Annotated in this window: 11 protein-coding genes; 5 read left to right on the top strand and 6 right to left on the bottom strand. The window is 63.3% G+C overall.

What is annotated here, in order from left to right:
- Positions 1-154: 154 nt before the first annotated feature.
- The 3 genes from NKJ04_RS19320 to NKJ04_RS19310 all read left to right on the top strand — a co-directional run bounded on the left by NKJ04_RS19320 (position 155) and on the right by NKJ04_RS19310 (position 2975).
- Complete coding sequence (locus NKJ04_RS19320) at positions 155-1618, top strand: phospholipase D-like domain-containing protein (protein WP_352441926.1); 1464 nt, start codon at positions 155-157, stop codon at positions 1616-1618.
- A gap of 110 nt (positions 1619-1728) precedes the next feature.
- Positions 1729-2577 (top strand): endonuclease/exonuclease/phosphatase family protein, encoded by an 849-nt coding sequence (locus tag NKJ04_RS19315; RefSeq protein ID WP_352677105.1) that lies wholly within the window; start codon positions 1729-1731, stop codon positions 2575-2577.
- A gap of 62 nt (positions 2578-2639) precedes the next feature.
- Positions 2640-2975, top strand: a complete 336-nt coding sequence (locus NKJ04_RS19310; protein WP_128304944.1) for a hypothetical protein — start codon at positions 2640-2642, stop codon at positions 2973-2975.
- A 288-nt stretch (positions 2976-3263) separates the two neighbouring features.
- On the opposite strand, the gene NKJ04_RS19305 is transcribed toward NKJ04_RS19310, so the two are convergent.
- Both NKJ04_RS19305 and NKJ04_RS19300 read right to left on the bottom strand, forming a co-directional pair.
- Entirely contained in the window at positions 3264-9710 is a 6447-nt protein-coding gene (locus NKJ04_RS19305) for an MBG domain-containing protein (protein ID WP_352677104.1), read from the bottom strand.
- A gap of 10 nt (positions 9711-9720) precedes the next feature.
- Positions 9721-11511 carry a ShlB/FhaC/HecB family hemolysin secretion/activation protein gene (locus NKJ04_RS19300; RefSeq protein WP_352677103.1) on the bottom strand — a complete coding sequence of 597 codons (1791 nt, stop codon included), beginning with the start codon at positions 11509-11511 and terminating at the stop codon, positions 9721-9723.
- A gap of 368 nt (positions 11512-11879) precedes the next feature.
- Between NKJ04_RS19300 and NKJ04_RS19295 the strand changes: the two genes are divergently transcribed.
- On the top strand, positions 11880-12743 hold the full coding sequence (locus NKJ04_RS19295) for a hypothetical protein (protein WP_164893012.1): 864 nt from the start codon (positions 11880-11882) through the stop codon (positions 12741-12743).
- A gap of 152 nt (positions 12744-12895) precedes the next feature.
- On the top strand, positions 12896-13762 hold the full coding sequence (locus NKJ04_RS19290; protein WP_352677102.1) for a hypothetical protein: 867 nt from the start codon (positions 12896-12898) through the stop codon (positions 13760-13762).
- A 44-nt stretch (positions 13763-13806) separates the two neighbouring features.
- On the opposite strand, the gene amaB is transcribed toward NKJ04_RS19290, so the two are convergent.
- The 4 genes from amaB to NKJ04_RS19270 all read right to left on the bottom strand — a co-directional run bounded on the left by amaB (position 13807) and on the right by NKJ04_RS19270 (position 18411).
- Positions 13807-15321, bottom strand: a complete 1515-nt coding sequence (gene amaB, locus NKJ04_RS19285) for an L-piperidine-6-carboxylate dehydrogenase (RefSeq protein WP_128304940.1) — start codon at positions 15319-15321, stop codon at positions 13807-13809.
- Between the two features lie 230 nt (positions 15322-15551).
- A complete protein-coding gene (locus tag NKJ04_RS19280; RefSeq protein ID WP_023809970.1) occupies positions 15552-16826 on the bottom strand; it encodes an RNA polymerase sigma factor in 1275 nt (424 codons plus the stop codon).
- Positions 16823-17197 carry a YciI family protein gene (locus NKJ04_RS19275; protein WP_352554051.1) on the bottom strand — a complete coding sequence of 125 codons (375 nt, stop codon included), beginning with the start codon at positions 17195-17197 and terminating at the stop codon, positions 16823-16825. The genes NKJ04_RS19280 and NKJ04_RS19275 overlap by 4 nt, the downstream gene beginning before the upstream one ends.
- A 107-nt stretch (positions 17198-17304) precedes the next feature.
- Positions 17305-18411 (bottom strand): DNA topoisomerase IB, encoded by a 1107-nt coding sequence (locus NKJ04_RS19270; RefSeq protein ID WP_352677101.1) that lies wholly within the window; start codon positions 18409-18411, stop codon positions 17305-17307.
- Between the last annotated feature and the right edge of the window lie 29 nt (positions 18412-18440).

Below are 18440 nucleotides of genomic sequence, written 5' to 3'. Positions count from 1 at the left end.
TTGTCCTTCTGAACAGGATCTATCGGGGTGCTTCAACCCATCGATCTCTGCGGCTGGTCGAACTCTTCAGCCAGGGCCGCATGCCACCATCCGGCGAATGCGCGGCACGAGCGGCTGCATTGCCTTCTGCAACCGCTCGCTGGATAGTCTCGGCATGTTGGAGACCCTGGCGACTCACTGGCCGCAAATTCTGGCGATCATCTCCGTGGTGATGGCGACGGTCGGCATCGTCCATGCCGTCATGACCAAGGAAGATGTCCGCGCCGCCACCGGCTGGGTCGGCGTGATGGTGCTGTCCCCCATCCTTGGCGTGCTGATCTATGCCATCGCCGGCATCAACCGCATCCGCCGCGCCACGATCACCGCCCAGCGCCCGTTTGCCGACGGCGCGGTGTCCGCCAAGCACGAGCGCAACGTCGCTGTCGAAGAGGCCCTGATCGTCGAGCGCTACGGGCAACGGTTCACGGGCTTGCGGACACTGGGCGACAGGGTGGCGCGGCGCACGCTCAATCCTGGAAATGCAATCGATGTGCTGGAGACCGGCGACGAGGCCTATGCCGCCATGTGCGCGGCGATCGATGGCGCCGAGCGCAGCGTCCTGCTCGAGACCTATATTTTCGACAATGACGCCGTCGGCCTGCTCTTCGTCGAGGCGCTGGCCGGCGCCGTCCGGCGCGGCGTCACCGTCCGCGTGCTGATCGATGCCGTCGGCGCCCGCTACTCGGTGCCGAGCATCCTGGGGCATTTGCGCGAGGCCAACATCCCCGCCGATGTCTTCAACGGCAACATCGTCATGGGCCTGCGCCTGCCCTACGCCAATCTGAGGACCCACCGGAAGATCCTGGTGGTCGACGGCATCGCCGCCTTCACCGGGGGCATGAACATCCGAAAAGGCTTCTCAGCCGAATTCGCCGGCTCCAACAGCGCCAGGGACACACATTTCCGGGTGACCGGTCCGATCGTCGCCGACCTCTTTTCGGTCGCCGCCGAGGACTGGCGCTTCGCCACCAACGAGGCGCTGAAGGGCGACGCCTGGCGCATCGCCCCGCTGTCCCCACCGCCAGGCGCACCGATGATGGTGCGGGCGGTCGCGTCCGGCCCGGATGCCAGCAACGAGACCAACCACAAGCTGCTGATCGGTGCGTTCTCGGTCGCCCGCAAGTCTATACGCGTGATGTCGCCCTATTTCCTGCCGGATCGGGAACTGATCAGCGCGCTGATCACCGCCGGCAGGCGCGGGGTCGAAATCGACATCGTGGTGCCGGCGGTGAACAATCTTTTCCTCGTCGACCGCGCGATGATGGCGCAGTTCGATCAGGTGCTCAAACACTATTGCCGTGTCTGGCGAACCGAGGGACCGTTCGACCATTCGAAGCTGCTTTCGATCGACGGCGTGTGGGCCTATGTCGGATCTTCCAATCTTGATGCCCGATCGCTGCGGCTGAATTTCGAGATCGACCTGGAGGTGCTCGATGCCGGCTTTGCCAGCGAGATCGAGACGCGGATCGGGTCGGCGATTGCCTCCGCCGTGCCGGTGACGCTGGAAGCCTTGCGAGCCCGGCCGTTTCTTATCCGGCTGTTCGACCGGGTATTGTGGCTCGGTTCACCCTATCTCTAAGGCGGAGGTGTGCTTGAGGAACTCGTCTGTCATGGAACATACGCCGAAATTGCCTATTTTCACTTTATCCCGCTTCTGAATTGAAACCAGCGAGGACGAGCAGCACAGAGATGCACAGAATTGGACGCAGCCTCCCGGCAAGCATGCTTCTGTCCCTTCGTGACCGCCGGATGCAGAAGGCTAACGCCGCAGCACTCAAGACGACAGCCACCACCGGCACGCTGGTTGCCTCCTACAATGTCCACAAATGCATCGGCGTCGACAGGAAATTCGACCCGGAGCGGATCATCCGCGTCATCCGCGAAATCGATCCGGATGTCATTGCGCTGCAGGAAGCCGACAATCGCTTCGGCGACCGTGTCGGGCTTCTCGACCTGGCCCGGCTCGAGCGGGAAACCGGCCTGGTTCCGGTGCCGATTTCGGCCACCGGCAAGGGCCATGGCTGGCATGGCAACGTCCTGCTGTTCAAGAAGGGCGTCGTTCGCGACGTGCACCAGATCAAGCTTCCGGGACTGGAGCCGCGCGGCGCGGTGGTGGCGGAGATCGACCTCGATGGAAGCCGGACGCTGCGCATCATCGCCGCCCATCTTGGCCTGCTGCGCCGCTCGCGCTCCCAGCAGGCGCGCGTCGTGCTCGACCTGATGAACAGCCCGGACGAAAGACCGACCTTGTTGCTCGGCGACCTCAACGAATGGCGGCTCGGCAACCGCTCCGCTCTCAACACGCTGCATGCGACGTTCGGCCCGCAGCCGCCGGCGGTCCCCACCTTCCCGTCGAACCTGCCGCTGCTGGCGCTCGACCGGATCATGGCCAACAGGCACGGCATGATTGCCGCCATCAACGCGCATGACACGCCGCTTTCGCGCGTTGCCTCCGACCACCTGCCGCTGACGGCCTTCGTGCGCCTGGAACGGGTGGACGATGACGCCTTGATGTCTTCCGCGTCGCAAAGCGTGTAAAATTAGGCGGAACGCCCGGTTCTTCCGCGAGTTAACATGTCTTGAACACGCAGGAGGACGAGATGAAAAAGCTGATTCTGGCTTCCCTGTTGGCATTGGCCGCGACAGCGGCGATCACTGCGCCGACGCAAGCGGCAAGCGTGACCATCCAGTCCGACGACGGCGACCGATATTTGCCGGATGACGATTCCGACAGTGGGATCGTTATTCGCCGTCATCACCGCGATCGCTATTATGACGATCAGTATGATGGCGACCAGAACGTTCAGTATGACAATGGCGAATACCGGTACGGCGAATATCGCCGCCATCACCGGCATCATCGCTGCCATATCGAACTGGTCAAGCATTGGCGCCACCACCACAGGGTGATCGAAGAGGTCCGCGTCTGCGGCTGATCCCGATCGGAGCAACCGGCCGGCGAAAGCCGGCCCTGTATGATCGGCTGACGAAGTAGCGCTGATGTGAGAGGTGATAATTGACCGCGTCAAATCGTGGTCGCCCGCACGCTCACCGGACCGTGGCAACGCGGCAAGGACGGCCGGGTCCCAAGCGGCCATATTAGGTCATAGGTGATATCGCCGTTCGGATTGGCGGCGTTGGTGATGCCGCCCTGGGCGATGGTATAGCTGCCGACAGTCTCGCCGGCAACGCGGTCAAGGCGCCAACCAGCGCGTCCCCATTTCCTACCGGACCGAGGCAACGCTGCAGACGGAAGCTGCGTCCGCCACGCCCTGGCAGAAGGCGGGACCGTCAAGGCGCGGGTCTTCGACCAGCGTTTGCGCATCGCCATCCACCGGCTGCCCGGTGAAGAAAACCCGAGCCGGCCCGCCAGCAGCATGGGCATCGGCGTTGTACGCGACCGTGCTGGCCGCATCCGGTGCCGGCACGGTGTTGGTTGGCGAGACCACCAGATCGGCACCGACATAGGCCAGCTCATAGTTGGCCGAGAGGGTCAGGCTCCCCTGTTCGATGGCATAGTTGCCAGCAGGGCTAGCAGGTGTCGCCTCAGTCGAGAGCGCGCCAAGGAATGTATCCCCGTTGACCAACCCCAGACCGCCGATCGAATAGGTGAGTGGTGGATTGGGCATGCCCTGCGGCCGGCTCTGCGCATCCGCCACTATGGTGATCGCCCGCTTGCCGATGCTGAAGTCGGCACCGGCATAGCTGATCTCGTAGTTCGAATTGGCGCTGTCGGTGAGCGTGCCCTGGCCGATCGCGTAGGCTCCGGCGTTCTCTCCCAAGGCGCGATCGAGAGCGCCGACCAACGCCACACCACTGCCGAGATCGGTGCTGGTGTAGCCATAGGAGGACGGGTCGGCATTGCCGTAAATCTTGCCTTGGCCCGAATTGGCCGTGACTGTCACGGCACGCCTGCCGATACTGAAATCGGCGCCGACATAGCTGATGTCGTAGTTCGAGTTGGCCGCGTTGGCGAGTGTGCCCTGCCCGATCTGATAGGCGCCGACATCTTCGCCGGTCGTGCGGTCGAGAGCGCCAACCAGCGCCGCGCCATTACCGAGATCGGTGAAGGTGTAGCCATAGGACGACGGATCGGCATTTCCGTAGGTCTTGCCCTGACCCGAGCTGGCAGTGACGATCACGGATCGCTTGCCGATGCTGAAACCGGCACCGACATAGGTGATGTCGTAATTGCCGTTGGCCGCATCGGTGAGGGTGCCGCGGCCAATGTCATAGGTCCCGACATTCTCGCCCTCGGCGCGATCAAGCGTGCCGACCAGCGCCGTCCCGCCGCCAAGACCGGAAACCGCATAGCCGTAGGACAGCGGATCACTGTCCCCATAGATCTTGCTCTGGCCCGCATCGGCCGTGACCGTGATGGCGCGCTGTGTCACCGAAAGGTCCGCGCCGATATAGCTGATGGCGTAATTGCTGTTGGCGAGCGTGCCCTGCGTGATGCCGTAGCTGCCGACATCGGATGCTGTCGTTGCCGACGTCGCCAGCGCACCGTTCAGGCTGTCGCCATTGACGAAATTGCCTGATGTCAGTTGATAGGTCAGCGCCGGGTTGGCATCGCCATAAATGCGGCTCTTGGCATCGGCCGTCACCGTGATCGCGCGCGGGGTCAACGCGAGATTGCCGCCGACGTAGCTGATCGCATAATTGCTGTTGGCGAGTGTGCCTTGCGTGATGCCGTAGCTGCCGACGCCGGATGCTGTCGTCGCTGTGGTTGCGAGCGCACCGGCGAGACTGTCGCCATTGACGAAATTGCCCGAGGTCAGCTGATAGCTCAGCGCCGGATTGGCGTCGCCATAGGCACGGCTCTTGGCGTCGGCCGTCACCGTGATCGCCCGTTTGGTCACCGACAGATTGGCGCCGGCATAGCTGATCGCATAGTTGCTGTTGGCGAGTGTGCCTTGCGTGATGCCGTAACTGCCGACACCGGATGCTGTCGTGGCCGACGTCGCCAGCGCGCCGCTCAGGCTGTCGCCATTGACGAAATTGCCCGTGGTCAGCTGATAGGTCAGCGTTGGATTGGCATCGCCATAGATGCGGCTCTTGGCATCGGCTGTCACCGTGATGGCGCGCTTCGCCACCGACAGATTGGCGCCGACATAGCTGATCGTATAGTTGCCGTTGGCGAGTGTGCCCTGCGTGATGCCGTAGCTGCCGACACCGGATGCCGTCGTCGCCGTTGTTGCCAGTGCGCCGCTCAGGCTGTCGCCATTGACGAAATTGCCTGATGTCAGCTGATAGGTCAGAGCCGGATTGCTGTCGCCATAGATGCGGCTCTTGGCGTTGGCTGTCACCGTGATGGCGCGCGGCGTCACCGACAAATTGGCGGCGACATAGTTGATCGCATAGTTGTTGTTGTTGAGTGTGCCCTGCGCGATGCCGTAGCTGCCGACACCGGATGCCGTCGTCGCCGATGTCGTCAGAGAACCGCCCAAGCTGTCGCCACTGACGAGGCTGCCTGTTGTGAGTTGATAGGTCAGCGTCGGATTGGAGTTGCCATAGGTACGGCTCTTGGCATCGGCCGTTACCGTGATCGCGCGCTTGGCGATGGTGAAATTGGCGCCGACATAGGTGATGTCGTAGTTCGAATTGCTGGTGTTGGTGATGCTGCCCTGGTTGATGGCATAAGTCCCGGCGCTGTTCCCTGCCGTGCGGCTAAGGCTACCGACCAAGGCCGTGCCAGCGCCGAGATCCGAAACGGTGTATGCATAGGATGATGGATTGGCGTCTCCATAGATATTTCCCTGGCCCGGCGTCACCGTCACCGTCACCGCGCGCTTGCCGATGGTAAGCAGGCCCGCGCTGTTGTAGGCGAAGCCATAGCCGCTCAACGCCGCGAGATTGCCGGCGCCGACGGTGATTGCATAGGATCCTGCTCCGGCCTGTGTATTGCCCGGCGGATTGACGGACGTAACGCTTGGGCCGCCGCTGAAGGTCGTGGCGGCGGTGTCGCCGAGATAGGCGCCGATCACGCCTGCCTGGTAGCCCGCCACTGAATAGGTCAGTGCCGGCAGGGCGGTATCGCCATAGGTTTTGGTCGCATTGCTGGATTTGAAGGTCAGTGTCGGCTGATAGGCAAAGACATAGCGGTTGCCTGTCGCACTCACCGGACCACCCGCCGACGTGTTCCAGACGGCCGTGTTGCCACTGTCCAGATTGCCGAATGTATTGCCGGTGGGATTTGCCGCATAGATCAGCCAGCGTCCGCTGGTGGCGGCGACGGCGTCACTGCCCCGGTTGTTGACGAACAGGCCAGCGGCCGAGAGCACTGGATCCGTTCCGCTGATTGTCGCATTTGCCGCAATGGTCAAATCGCCCGTCGTCTGAAGCTTCACCGAACCGGTGGTGTTCACCCCGGTCGCCATAACCCCACGGGCGCTGGAAGCACTGGCGATCGTCAGGCTTGCACCATCGCGCAGATCGACGGAACCGGCGCTGCCGGCGACGTTGCCGACCTGGTTGCCGGCGTTGGTCAGGGTGAAGCTACCCGTGCCACCGAGAACCAGCGACGCCGCCGTCAGGCCACTAGTCTGCGTCACCACGCCGTTCGACGACAGCGCCAGCGTGCCGGTGCCGACCGACAGCGCCTGGTTGAGGGCGAAGGTGGCTGCTACGGTTTCAATCTGGCGATTGGCGAAGGACAGGCTGCCGACAGAGGCTGACCCAATCGCCGCGCTATAGGCGCTGCTCAGCGCCGACAGCGAGGCGATCGAGCCATCCGCCTCGTCGAGCCGCCAGTCGCCATAGACGTTGAGGTTCGAGACATTGCTGCCGGACAGGCCGGTCCGGAAGGTCACGCCATTCTTGGCGCCCGAGTCCGCTTCGGCAACGGTGTAAGCGAGCACCGAGTTCGAGACCGCGCCGGCCGGCAGAGCGAGATAATAGTAGCCGTTGACGCCGGTCGAGACTGTGCCGAGGTTCACGCCGCCGGAGACGACGGACACCAGCCCGGGATTCTTTGTGTAATAGGGTTGGCCGGTACCGGAAATCAGCGGCGTGTTGCCGGCATCCTTGTAAGCAATTCCGGAGATCGCCTGAACGCCATTGGGGTAGAAGCTCTTCAGATAGGGATAGAGGCCGCCAGTCCCGCCGCCAAAGGCGGCACTCAGTCCATTGGCGCCGCCATTCTGGAAGCTGGAGGTCGACAGGCCGACGACATTGACATTGGGGCCGGTGGTGCCACCGCCGATCGCAGGCTTGGCGCTGGATGTGGTGTTGTAGGGGCCGGATGTCGACGTGTCGTACGCGCCCGTGATCACGCCATCGTAAAGGTTGTTGCCGATGAACGCGCCGACATTCCATCCGCCGCTGACCGCGCCGGTCGAATAGCTGTCGGTTATCCTGCCGCCCTCGCCGACAAACGAATAGCCATAATTCGATCCGACGAGGCCGCCGACGGCCGCGCCGCCGCTGCCGATATCGACAGCGCCCATGGCATAGACGCGATCGATGGTGCCGAAATTGTTGAAGCCCACCGCGCCGCCCGCGGCATTTGTGTCGCGTGCGTTGATGACCACTGTCGAGAAGCTGTCGGAGAGTGCGCCATCGTTCTCGCCGATCAGACCGCCTGAGGTGGACCCGTATTGCGTGGTGAACAGCTGACCAGTCGAATAACTCTGGGCCACCGTGCCGGCATTGAACCCGGCGATCCCGCCAAGGGTCCTAAACCCCCGGACCGTCACATTGGTGACGCCGACATTCTGGACCAGGCCGCCCGCGCCGATATAGCCGAATAGGCCGACATACTGGGCAGCGGACTGCGTCACCGACAGGCTGTCGACGGTGTGGCCGAGCCCGTCGAACGAGCCGGTGAAGCCGTTGCCGCCGTTCTGGATGTTGCTGTTGCCGTCGGTGCCCAGCGATATGAAGCCGAGACCGCTATTCCTGCTGGACGTGGAGCTGGCATCGATATTCTTGGCCAGCGCGTAGCTGCCGGTGAGCCCGCTGTTGATCGCCTGCAGGCCGTTGACATCATAGATCAGCGTGTAGCTCTGGCCGTTGACCGACAGCGCCTGCGCACCGGGCGTGCCGGTGAAGGTCGCCGATGCGCCCAAGGCATAGGAGATCGTGCCGCCGGTGCCGCCATTGTTGGTGATGAGCGCCAGTCCGCCGACGCCGCCGATCGTGGCGTTCGCATTGAAGACGATCGAATGAGAGGCGCTGAGCGTCAGCGTGTTGGTGTTCCAGGCGATCGGTGCTGCAATGGTGATGTCGCCAGCCTGCGAACCGCCACTGCCGGTCGAGATGGTGACGTTTGCCGTTGCAAGAAGGTTCTGCAGCGTGGTGACGTTGATGACGCTGTCATTGGTGTTGGCGGACATGCTGCCGCCGGTGTTGCCGGCAGCGTTCGATATAGTGACGTTGTAGGGATCGAGCAAAAGGTCACCGGTGTCGCCGAAGCGGGCGCGCAGATCGACCTCACCGGTGAAGTCGAGGCGCTGCTTGCCGGACACTTCCGCAAAGCCGCCATTGCCGCCGTCATCACCGCCGCGTGCGGAAATCTTGCCGGCGAACTTTGTTTGCTCGTCCGACCAGACGATGACCGTGCCGCCAGTGCCGTTGCCGGTCGCATCGGCACTGATTGTCGTCTTCGCATCGATCTCGGTTGTGACCGCGCGTTGCAAGGTGCCCTTGCCCTGCTTGTCACCGCCGATCCTGACGCTGCCGCCGCCATCCTTGCCCGAGGCATCGACCTTGGCGGCTTTGAGCTTCAGTTTGCGGCCGGTGACCGTGACCTTGCCGCCCTTGCCGCCGGCCTTGGCCGAAGCGTCGAGCATGCCGGTGATTTCGACCGAGCCTTCATCGCCGCCGAGCACGATGGCACCGGATTGGCCAGACACCGTGCGTGCCTCGATGACACCGGACATGTTGACGGCTTGGCGTGCGGCATCGCGCACCGCAGCCGCCTTGAGTTCGACCAGCCCGCCATCGGCACTGATACGTCCGGAATTGCTGACCAGCGCATTGCTGCCGTCAGCCTTGCTCGGCACGGAAACCTGCAGGAAGCCGTCGCCGGACAAATCAAGTGTTGCCTTCTCACCCGATCCGAGCCCGACCTTGCCAAGCGGCACGGTGATCGAGCCGGCATTGTCGACGCTGCCGCCGATCAATGCGGCATAGCCACCACGCCCGATGCTGATCGCACCCTGGTTGGAGACGGCGGCTGAAGCTCCCTTGCCCTCGAATTCCAGCTTTCCGGCCTCAAAATCCTCGTCGCTGATACCGAGCGAGGAGGCGACGAAGCCGGCGGCACTAACCTTGCCGGTCTTGGAGATGGCAATGCCGTTGGGGTTGACCAGGAACACCTGGCCATTGGCGTTGAGCTGGCCTGCAATGGTCGATTTGGTGCCGCCGGTGACGCGGTTCAGCATCGTTGCCGAGGATGATGGCTGGTCGATGGTGACTGTCGCGCCGGCACCGATCGAAAAACTCTGCCAGTTGACGATCGCCGAACTGGTCGACTGCCTGATGTTCAGTTGCGACGACGATGGGTTGGCGATGGTGACGCCGCCGGATGCTACGCTGCCGCCGGTCGGCAGTTCCTGTGCCCGCGCCGACGTGAAGCCGACAAGCGCCGTCGACGTCAAAAGCAGCGCCATCAACGGCGCGCCGGTGCGGTTCAGGTGCCGTCGTGGGAGGTGGGCTTTGCGCTGCATGGTCATCTCTCTAGAATTGGACGGCGCCGCTGAGCGAAAAGCGATCGCTTGTCGGCAGATGGTTGTCACGATGCTGGCGGCCCCATTCCAGCGTCAGGCTGGCGTTGGTCGCGTCGCCCGCCAGCGCGGTGCCGACCTTCAGGCCAAGCCCGTATGACGCGCCGACGATGTTGGCCGTCTCGAGCGCGGTCGGCATTTCGAGATGGACCTGGCCGACAGCGCCGAACACGTAGGGCGACAACAAAACGATGCCGCCAGTGAACGGCACGTACCAGGGTGAGGACAGCTCGCCGCGCAGCACATAGCCGGCATCGCCCTGCAGCGCGCCCGCGTCGAAGCTCGACAGACCGTTCGCGCCGACCAGCCCGATCTGTTCGGACTGCAGCAGCGGCTTGCCAAACGAGGTCTGCGCGCAGGCGTAGAGATCGAGGCCGAGATGGGTGGCCAGCGGCTGGCTGTAGCTGGCCGAGACCTCCAGCTTCTGGAAATCGGCGTCGGCGCCTTGACGCGACAGTGGCAGCAGCGGCGTCGCATCGGCGGCTGAACGCGCGCCGAGCCCATCGATACCGAAGGACGCAACGACGTTGCCGATGAAGACGCCGCCAAGCGGTGTGAACCAGATGCCGTCGAGACCGAGCCGGGCAATGCGCAGCCGGTCCTCGGCGATCGGCAGCGAAATCGGCGTCACCGCGTCGAGCGTGTCGTTCTGCACGTCGAAGGACAGTTCGGTGCTGATCGTAAGCGCACGGCTGCGGATCCAGGGATATCGAAGCCGCGCCGAATAACGCTCGAAGGCGCTGCCGAAGCCGAGCGTGCCGGGCTCGGCTGTCGGATTGGCCTGCGTGCGGCTGGCTTCCAGGTTGAGCGTCAGCCCGTCATAGCCGATCGGCACGACGATGCCCGCGGCATAGTTGCGATTGCGTGGGCCATCCGTGAACAGGCCACTCTCGCCGCCATCGGGGTAGCCGCCTGCCCTGACATAGACGAGTTCGCCGAGGCCGAGCAATGAGTTGAAATCGACGCCGATGCCCGTAGACCAGCGCTGCAACGACGGCGATAGCGAGTTGTCCACGGTCGCCTGGCCGCCGATCGGGCGATATTTGCCATCGATGACCAGCACGCTGGCGCCTTTGGCTGTTCCGGCCTGCAAGGTTGAGCGCAGCCGGGCCCCGGGCGTATCGCCAGCCAGCAGCAGCTTGCGTTCGATCGCCGACAGCTTGATGCTCTTTTGTCCAACGAGCGGCGCCAGCGTTGCCTCGACCCGCCCGCGTATGCGCTCGGGCAGATTGCTGGTGTCGATCCGTTCGAGAAAGCCGTCGACGACGACCAGCCGGAGCCCTGCGCCGTCGTTGAGCTTCTGCGCCGGCAGCACCACCCGCACCAGCGCATAGCCGGCCCGTCCATATTCGGTTTCGAGTTTTCGCGCCGCGGCAAAGATTTCCGCCGCCGTCACCGTGCGGTGCGCAAGGCCGGCAACGATCTTGCGTGTTGCGTCAGCCATGTCGGGCAAGCCGCCTTCGACCCTGACATCCCCGAGCTTGACCTTGAGCTTCCCGGCGCCCGCCGGCGCCTCGAGGCCCTCACCTTCGGGAATGGAAACACCTGCCGTGTTGGCTGCCGGCGGCGGCCGAAAGCTGGGCGGCGTGATCTGGCTGGCTGTCTGGGCAAACGCGCCGGCTTGAAGCCACAGGCACGCCGAGACGGCAAACAGGATCAACCATCCCTTACGGGCTGCCAGCTCACCGAAAACTGGGTGACAGTCGTTATCCCTGCCAACCGCGATCTTGCTTGTATACTTCACTCAATCACTCGTCCTTCGAGGTAGAGTTCGGCAAAACTTCGCCACCGCGCGAGATTTCATCGCTCGTTAATTGGCTTCTGCTTTCGAACTCACTTCCGGGAAGGCGTGCCCCCGCCGCTCGGATGTCGCGGAAACTATGCCGGGCCCTGGTGAAGGTCAATTCAACGGGCGGCCCTCCGGCTGACTATTATTGGGAGGGGTTTTCCAAGCCATAGCAATCGGTTAGCGGATCCCATGAACCGATCGTGGCCGGCCCCATGTTCGGGTTGGGCTTGCTCTTCGCATTTGGTGCCTCTGGACACAGCTATCGAAGGCTGGAAAATGTGGACGCGACTCCGCTGTTGGAGTTAACTCGGAACATGAGGAGGATGGCGCTGAATCTGGAAGACATTGCCGGCCATCCGGCCCTGCATCGCTGTGTCCAGGCACAGTCGTTGGCGCTGATCAACATCTATGAAACGAGCCCGCGACTGGCTTCCATTTTCGCCACGCAGCAGCGTTGGCTGATGGGTCATGTCGGCCTTGCCATGCATTTCAGGCGCGATCCGCACGACCGCCGCAAGGAGCTGACGGTATCGCGTTTCATCGAGTTCGTACACCAGCACGCGGTGGCCAGCCGCAACACGGCGGACGCTTTCATCAAGGAGATGCTGCACTATCATGTCGCCGAGTATGTTTCGGGTGGCGACGGGCGCACGCACCCTTTGCAGCCAACGGCGGCAACCGTGCAGACTTTCACCGGCTGGGTCCTTGCCCATCTGCAGACGCTGGATCATCTCGACGGTGGCAACCGGCTGGCCAGGTTCCTGGAGCGGCCCGACATGGTTGTCAGGCTGCAGCCTCTGGTGGCGGACGGCCTGCTTGCCTCCAAGCCGGTGCGCGAGCCCAACCAGACTTTTTCCCTGTTCATCTGGCTCAACAATGGCGGCATCGTCATGGACTGGCTGATGTCGGGCATCGACCCCGATCATGCCGGCCTGGACCGGATTCCGACCAGCGTGGTTTCGATCGGAGATTTCGCCAGATGGCTCAAGCTGTCGCGGACCCACCTCGCCCGCAAGCTGCGCGCTGCCGAGGAACTCGGCAGCATCGGCTGGCTCGGCCAGCGCGGCCATTCGGTGATGTGGGTATCGAACACTTTCTACCAGGAGTACATGACCGTCCAGGCCGCCAAGCTGGCCATTGTCGATGCGGCCTTCGACGCCTGTTTTCCAGCTCCGGAAGACCGCTGAAGGATCGGCGCGATCGATATCTGCCCGGGCCGTGAACATTGTCTACTGGCGATCATAACCTGTTATAGAGCGGGCGCGTCTGGACACGGGCCTTGAAGGCTGAAAATGTGATCTGCGTCTTCGCGTTGGGGGGCTTGACGCACGGGGGGAGAATGGCGCTGACCTTGGACCATATTGCCGGTCACCCGGCATTGCATCGCTGTGTCCGTGCCCAGGCGCAGGCGCTTATCCAGACCTACGAGACGAACCCGAGGCTTGCCTCGATATTTGCCACCCAGCAGCGTTGGCTGATGGCGCATATCGGCCTTGCCCTGCATTTCAGACGGGAGCCCGATGACTACCGCAAGCAGTTGACGGCGGCGCGTTTCATCGACGTCATCCAGGAGAATTCCGTCGCCAGCCGCAACACCGCCGACGCCTTCCTCAAGGAGATGTTGCACTACAATTTCATCGAGCACCTCTCGGCAGCTCAGGATGGCCGCATCCGCCCCATACAGCCTACAGTGAACACGCTGGACACGCTCGCCGGCTGGATGATGGCTCATCTGCACACACTGGACAGTCTCGACGGCGCGAACCGTCTGGCAACGTTTCTGGAGCGGCCCTATGCGCTCGCCAGGGTGCAACCGCTGGTGGCTGACGGGCTGATCTCCTCCAGTCCCGTGCGCGAGCCCAAGCAGACCTTTTCGCTGTTCACCTGGCTTAACAATGGCGGCGTCGTCATGGACTGGCTGATATCGGGCGTCGATCCCGACCATGCCGGCCTCGCTGCAATACCGACTGGCGTCGTCTCGATCGGCGATTTCGCCAAATGGCTCAAGCTGTCGCGAACCCACCTGGCACGCAAACTGCGGGATGCCGAAGACCTCGGCAGCGTTGGCTGGCTTGGCCAGCGCGGCAATTCGGTGATGTGGGTGTCGGGCGATTTCTACCGGGAGTACATGACCGCCCAGGCCGTCAAGCTGGCTATCATCGATGCCGCGTTCGTCAAGGCCTTTGACTCGCCAGCAGGCAGCTGACCGGTGGGCATCCCCCGTGCGGGATGCCCAAGCCGGCGAGCCCTTCAGTCGATGTCGAACGACACGCCCTGGGCGAGCGGCAGCGCCTTGGAATAGTTCACCGTGTTGGTGGCGCGCCGCATATAGGCCTTCCATGCGTCGGAGCCGCTCTCGCGGCCGCCCCCGGTTTCCTTTTCGCCGCCAAAGGCACCGCCGATCTCGGCGCCCGAGGTGCCGATGTTGACATTGGCAATGCCGCAATCCGATCCGTCGACACCCAGGAAACGCTCGGATTCCTGCAGGTCTCGGGTGAAGATCGACGAGGACAGGCCTGCCCCCACGGCATTGTGCTCTTCGAGCACCACGTCGAAATCCGAATATTTCATCACGTAGAGGATCGGCGCGAAGGTCTCCTCCGTGACCGGTGACACCTGGCTTGGCATTTCGACCAGCGCCGGGTGCACGTAGTAGGCATCGGGGTGGCCGTTCTCGACCCGCGTCCCGCCGGTCACCTTGCCGTCATGGGCGGCGGCTTCCTTCAGCGCCTTCTGCATGGCCTCGTATGCCGCCTTGTCGATCAGTGGCCCGACCAGCGAGGAGGTCTCCAGCGGATTGCCCACAGACACACTCTCGTAGGCCTTTTTGAGGCGCGGAACCAAGGCGTCGTAGACGCTGTCATGCACGAACAGGCGCCGCAGCGTCGTGCAGCGCTGGCCGGCCGTGCCCATCGCTCCAAACGCAATCGCGCGCAGCGCCATGTCGAGATCGGCGGTCGGGCAGACGATGCCTGCATTGTTGCCGCCGAGTTCCAGCACCGCGCGCGCAAAGCGCTTGGCCAGCCGCGGACCGACGTCGCGGCCCATGCGGGTCGAGCCGGTCGCCGAAACCAGCGGCACTTTAGGGTGATCGACCAGTATCTCGCCGACGGCGCGATCGCCGATCAGCACCGGCGCCAGGCCATCAGGTGCGTCCGCGCCGAAGCGCTTGACCGCACGTTTGAAGATGGCTTCGCAAGCAAGTGCGGTCAGCGGCGTCTTTTCCGACGGCTTCCACACCACAGCGTCGCCGCAGACCAGCGCCAGGGCGGCATTCCACGACCACACAGCCACCGGGAAATTGAAGGCGGAAATGACGCCGACGACGCCGAGCGGATGCCAGGTTTCCATCATTCGATGGCCTGGGCGCTCGGTGGCGATGGTCAGGCCGTACAATTGCCGGGAGAGGCCTACGGCGAAATCACAGATGTCGATCATCTCCTGCACTTCGCCGAGCCCCTCGGACGGGATCTTGCCGACCTCGATCGAGACCAGCCGGCCAAGCTCGGCCTTGTGCGTACGCAGCTCCTCGCCGAGCAGCCGCACCAGTTCGCCACGCCGCGGGCCTGGCACCATGCGCCAGGCCTGGAAGGCCTTGTGCGCGGCATCGATCACCTTGGCCGCGTCAGCCGGTGAGATCGTCTTCAGCGCCGCGATCTGCTCGCCCGTCACCGGGCTGCGCACGATCAGGTCGCCGCCGACCAGCGTCTCCTTGGCCACACCCAGTTTCGCCAGCAGTTCGGTCGTTTCCTTGCCTATCGTCATTCTTGTCCCTTTCAGATCCAGTCGCTCATAATGCATGTCGCCCAAAAGTGCCCAGCGGTTTTGGGACAACGACATGCACAAAAGGCACGCCGGTCAAAGCCTGGCGCCATGCTGCCCGCGTGCACAAAGGCACCTCAGGCACGATCATCGCGTGGCATTACTCGGTTCAAGGGAAAATCACCACCCCGGCATGGTCTAAGCCCAAACTGCACGATTGAGCCAGATGGCGCTCAGTTTGCCTTCTTGGCCGCTGGGCGTACCGCACCGTCCTTGATCAGCCGGTCGATATGCATGCGGATATGGGCAGCTTCCGCCGCCGTGTTCGCAAGCGCTATGGCGCGGTCGAAGGCGACGCGCGCCTCGTCGCCCCGGTCGAGTTGCATCAAAAGGCCGCCCTTGAGACCGAAAAAATGGAAATAGCCGGAAAGCCGTTCTTCCAGCGGCTCGATCATGGCGAGCGCCTCTGCCGGTCCACGCACCTTCGAGACCGCGACGGCCCGGTTGAGCGTGACCACCGGCGACGGCTGCATCTGCTCGAGCAAGCGATAGAGCAGATCGATCTCGTTCCAGTCGGTGTCCTCGGCCTTTTCGGCCCGCGCATGCAGCGCGGCAATCGCCGCTTGCACCTGGTAGGGGCCGGGCTTGCGATGGCGCAGCGCCTTGTCGACCAGCGCCAGCCCCTCATCGATCATCTTGCGGCTCCACAGGCTGCGATCCTGGTCTTCGAGCAGCACGATCTCGCCGCTCTCGTCGAAACGGGCCGGTGCGCGCGCATGCTGCAGAAGCAACAGCGCCGTCAGCCCCATGATCTCCGGCTCGGTCTGAAACAGCCGCAGCAACAGCCGTGCCAGCCGGATTGCCTCCTCGCACAGCGGTGCGCGGGCCGGCGCCTCGCCGCTGTTGGTCGAATAGCCCTCGTTGAAGACCAAGTAGACCATGGCGGCGACGGCGGCGAGCCGTTCCGACCGCTCGACCGCGCCCGGCGTCTCGAACGGCACGCCGGCGTCCGCAATGCGCGCCTTGGCGCGAGTGATGCGCTGCTCCATGGCACTTTCGCCAACCAGGAAGGCGCGCGCGATCTGCTTGACCGTAAGACCGGAGACGATGCGCAGCGCCACCGCGATCTGCTGCGTTGCCGGCAGATCAGGATGGCAGCAGATGAACAGCAGCCGCAATATGTCGTCGCGGTAGTGCGCCCCGTCCAGCCGCTCGGCGATATCGCTCTCGGCGTCTTCCAGATCGGAAACCTGGTCTTCCTCCGGCATCGGCGCCTGCTTGGCGCGCTTGCGCACCGCATCGATGCCGCTGTTGCGACCGACGAAGATCAACCAGGCCGCCGGGTCGCGCGGCGGCCCGTTCTGCGGCCAGTTCTTCAGCGCCCTGAGGCACGCGTCCTGGAAAGCTTCCTCCGCCGTATCGAGATCGCGGAAATAACGCAGCAGCGCACCCATGGCCTGCGGGCGGGCGGCGCTGATCGCGGAGCTTATCCAGGCCATTTCGGTCATGCGGAAACTCTTGTTGGGTTAAAGACCGAAACCGGCCGGATTTCATACGACCCACCGCTCGGGTTGACCTCGGAAAGCTCGCGGGCGAACTCCACCGCCTCGTCGAGATCAGCGCATTCGAGCGTGTAGAAGCCGAGAAACTGTTCCTTGGTCTCGGCGAACGGCCCATCGATGACGACCGATTCACCCTTGACCTTTCTCAGGGTCGTCGCGGCGGTCGTCGGCAGAAGCCTTGCCACCGGGCCAAGCCGCCCGGCCTTGGCGTACTTGTCCTGAACGTCGAGGAGATTGGCCATGACCTCGTCGTCCTGTGCCTTGCTCCAGGAGCAGACGACATCTTCGGAAGCATAGCAGAGGATTGCGTAGAGCATGGCTGGTCCTTTTCTCTGTCAAAGGACGAAACAGTAAGACCGATCCCGACACGACGTCGATAAAAAAATCCAGATGTGGCGGATTTGGCCACAGCCGGCCGCGCTGGTCAGCTTTCTCGCAGTTTCAGCCATCGCAGCACGAGAGCTTCCTCGTCATCGAGACCATCGATGGAGCGTTTGCGTTTGTTGGCTTGCGCCATTTCATTCAGCAACCGCCCCTGCGACCACGCTTCGAAGACCCGCGGATGGATATAGCATTTGCGGCAGACGGCACGCGTATTGCCCAGCCGCTCGGCAACCTTGTCGATAACGCTGTTCATCGCCCTGTTTCGCTGCGCCTGGCTTTGCGGCAGTTCCGTTTGGGCAAACAGCGACGCGGCGTGAATGGTGCCGCCCCAGGTGCGGAAATGCTTCGAACTGAAGGCGTCACCGACCGCCTCACGGATATAGCGGTTGACGTCCTCGGAGCGGACCGGCCGCCTGTTGCCGTCCTCATCGAGATACTGGAACAGCTTCTGGCCTGGCAGGTCCTGCGCGCCGCGCACAATCCTGGCGATGCGGCGGTCGACCAGCTTCAGCTTCCACTCCTTGCCCGACTTGCCCTTGAAGGCAAAGCGCAGGCTTGAACCGACAATATCCACATGCCGGTCGCGCAACGTGGTCAACCCGAAACTCTTGTTGTCACGGGCGTAGGCGGCATTGCCGACGCGGATCATCGTGTTGTCGAGCAGCCAGACGACCGCGGCGACGACACGCTCGAACGGCAGGCCACGACGGCGCAGATCGCTGTCGATCCTGTGCCGCAGGTCCGGCAGGCTCTCGGCGAAAGCAACCAGGCTCGAATATTTGGCACCATCGCGCTCTTCGGCCCATTGCGGATGATAGCGGTATTGCTTGCGTCCGCGCTGGTCCCTGCCGGTTGCCTGGATATGGCCGTCCGCGTCCGGCGAAATCCACACATCCGTCCAGGCCGGCGGAATGACGATCGCCTCGATGCGGGCCCTGGTAGTGTCCGAAACTGTCCCTCCGTCCGGTCCCTGGTAGGAAAACCCCTTGCCTGTTTTCAGCCGCCGGATACCGGGCTCAGCATCACTGACATAGCTAAGCGACGCATGGTCGGCCGAGCTTTGTGCCCCGTTTTTGGGCGCGCCATCTGGCGACACAGCATCCTGGCCAGCCGGTCGGCTGGGCGACAATCCGGATTTTTGCAACATGTCGGCTCCACGCGAATTCCGTAGATAAG

This window comes from Mesorhizobium sp. M0618 (assembly GCF_040320765.1).
Lineage (GTDB): Bacteria > Pseudomonadota > Alphaproteobacteria > Rhizobiales > Rhizobiaceae > Mesorhizobium.
This window is presented reverse-complemented; position numbering and strand designations above follow the sequence as displayed.

What these genes read in the sequence shown, in the direction of transcription:
- NKJ04_RS19320 (WP_352441926.1), top strand. Translation starts at nt 155, where the DNA reads ATGTTGGAGACCCTGGCGACTCACTGGCCGCAAATTCTGGCGATCATC.
- NKJ04_RS19315 (WP_352677105.1), top strand. Translation starts at nt 1,729, where the DNA reads ATGCACAGAATTGGACGCAGCCTCCCGGCAAGCATGCTTCTGTCCCTT.
- NKJ04_RS19310 (WP_128304944.1), top strand. Translation starts at nt 2,640, where the DNA reads ATGAAAAAGCTGATTCTGGCTTCCCTGTTGGCATTGGCCGCGACAGCG.
- NKJ04_RS19305 (WP_352677104.1), bottom strand. Translation starts at nt 9,710, where the DNA reads ATGCAGCGCAAAGCCCACCTCCCACGACGGCACCTGAACCGCACCGGC.
- NKJ04_RS19295 (WP_164893012.1), top strand. Translation starts at nt 11,880, where the DNA reads ATGGCGCTGAATCTGGAAGACATTGCCGGCCATCCGGCCCTGCATCGC.
- NKJ04_RS19290 (WP_352677102.1), top strand. Translation starts at nt 12,896, where the DNA reads ATGGCGCTGACCTTGGACCATATTGCCGGTCACCCGGCATTGCATCGC.
- amaB (WP_128304940.1), bottom strand. Translation starts at nt 15,321, where the DNA reads ATGACGATAGGCAAGGAAACGACCGAACTGCTGGCGAAACTGGGTGTG.
- NKJ04_RS19280 (WP_023809970.1), bottom strand. Translation starts at nt 16,826, where the DNA reads ATGACCGAAATGGCCTGGATAAGCTCCGCGATCAGCGCCGCCCGCCCG.
- NKJ04_RS19275 (WP_352554051.1), bottom strand. Translation starts at nt 17,197, where the DNA reads ATGCTCTACGCAATCCTCTGCTATGCTTCCGAAGATGTCGTCTGCTCC.
- NKJ04_RS19270 (WP_352677101.1), bottom strand. Translation starts at nt 18,411, where the DNA reads ATGTTGCAAAAATCCGGATTGTCGCCCAGCCGACCGGCTGGCCAGGAT.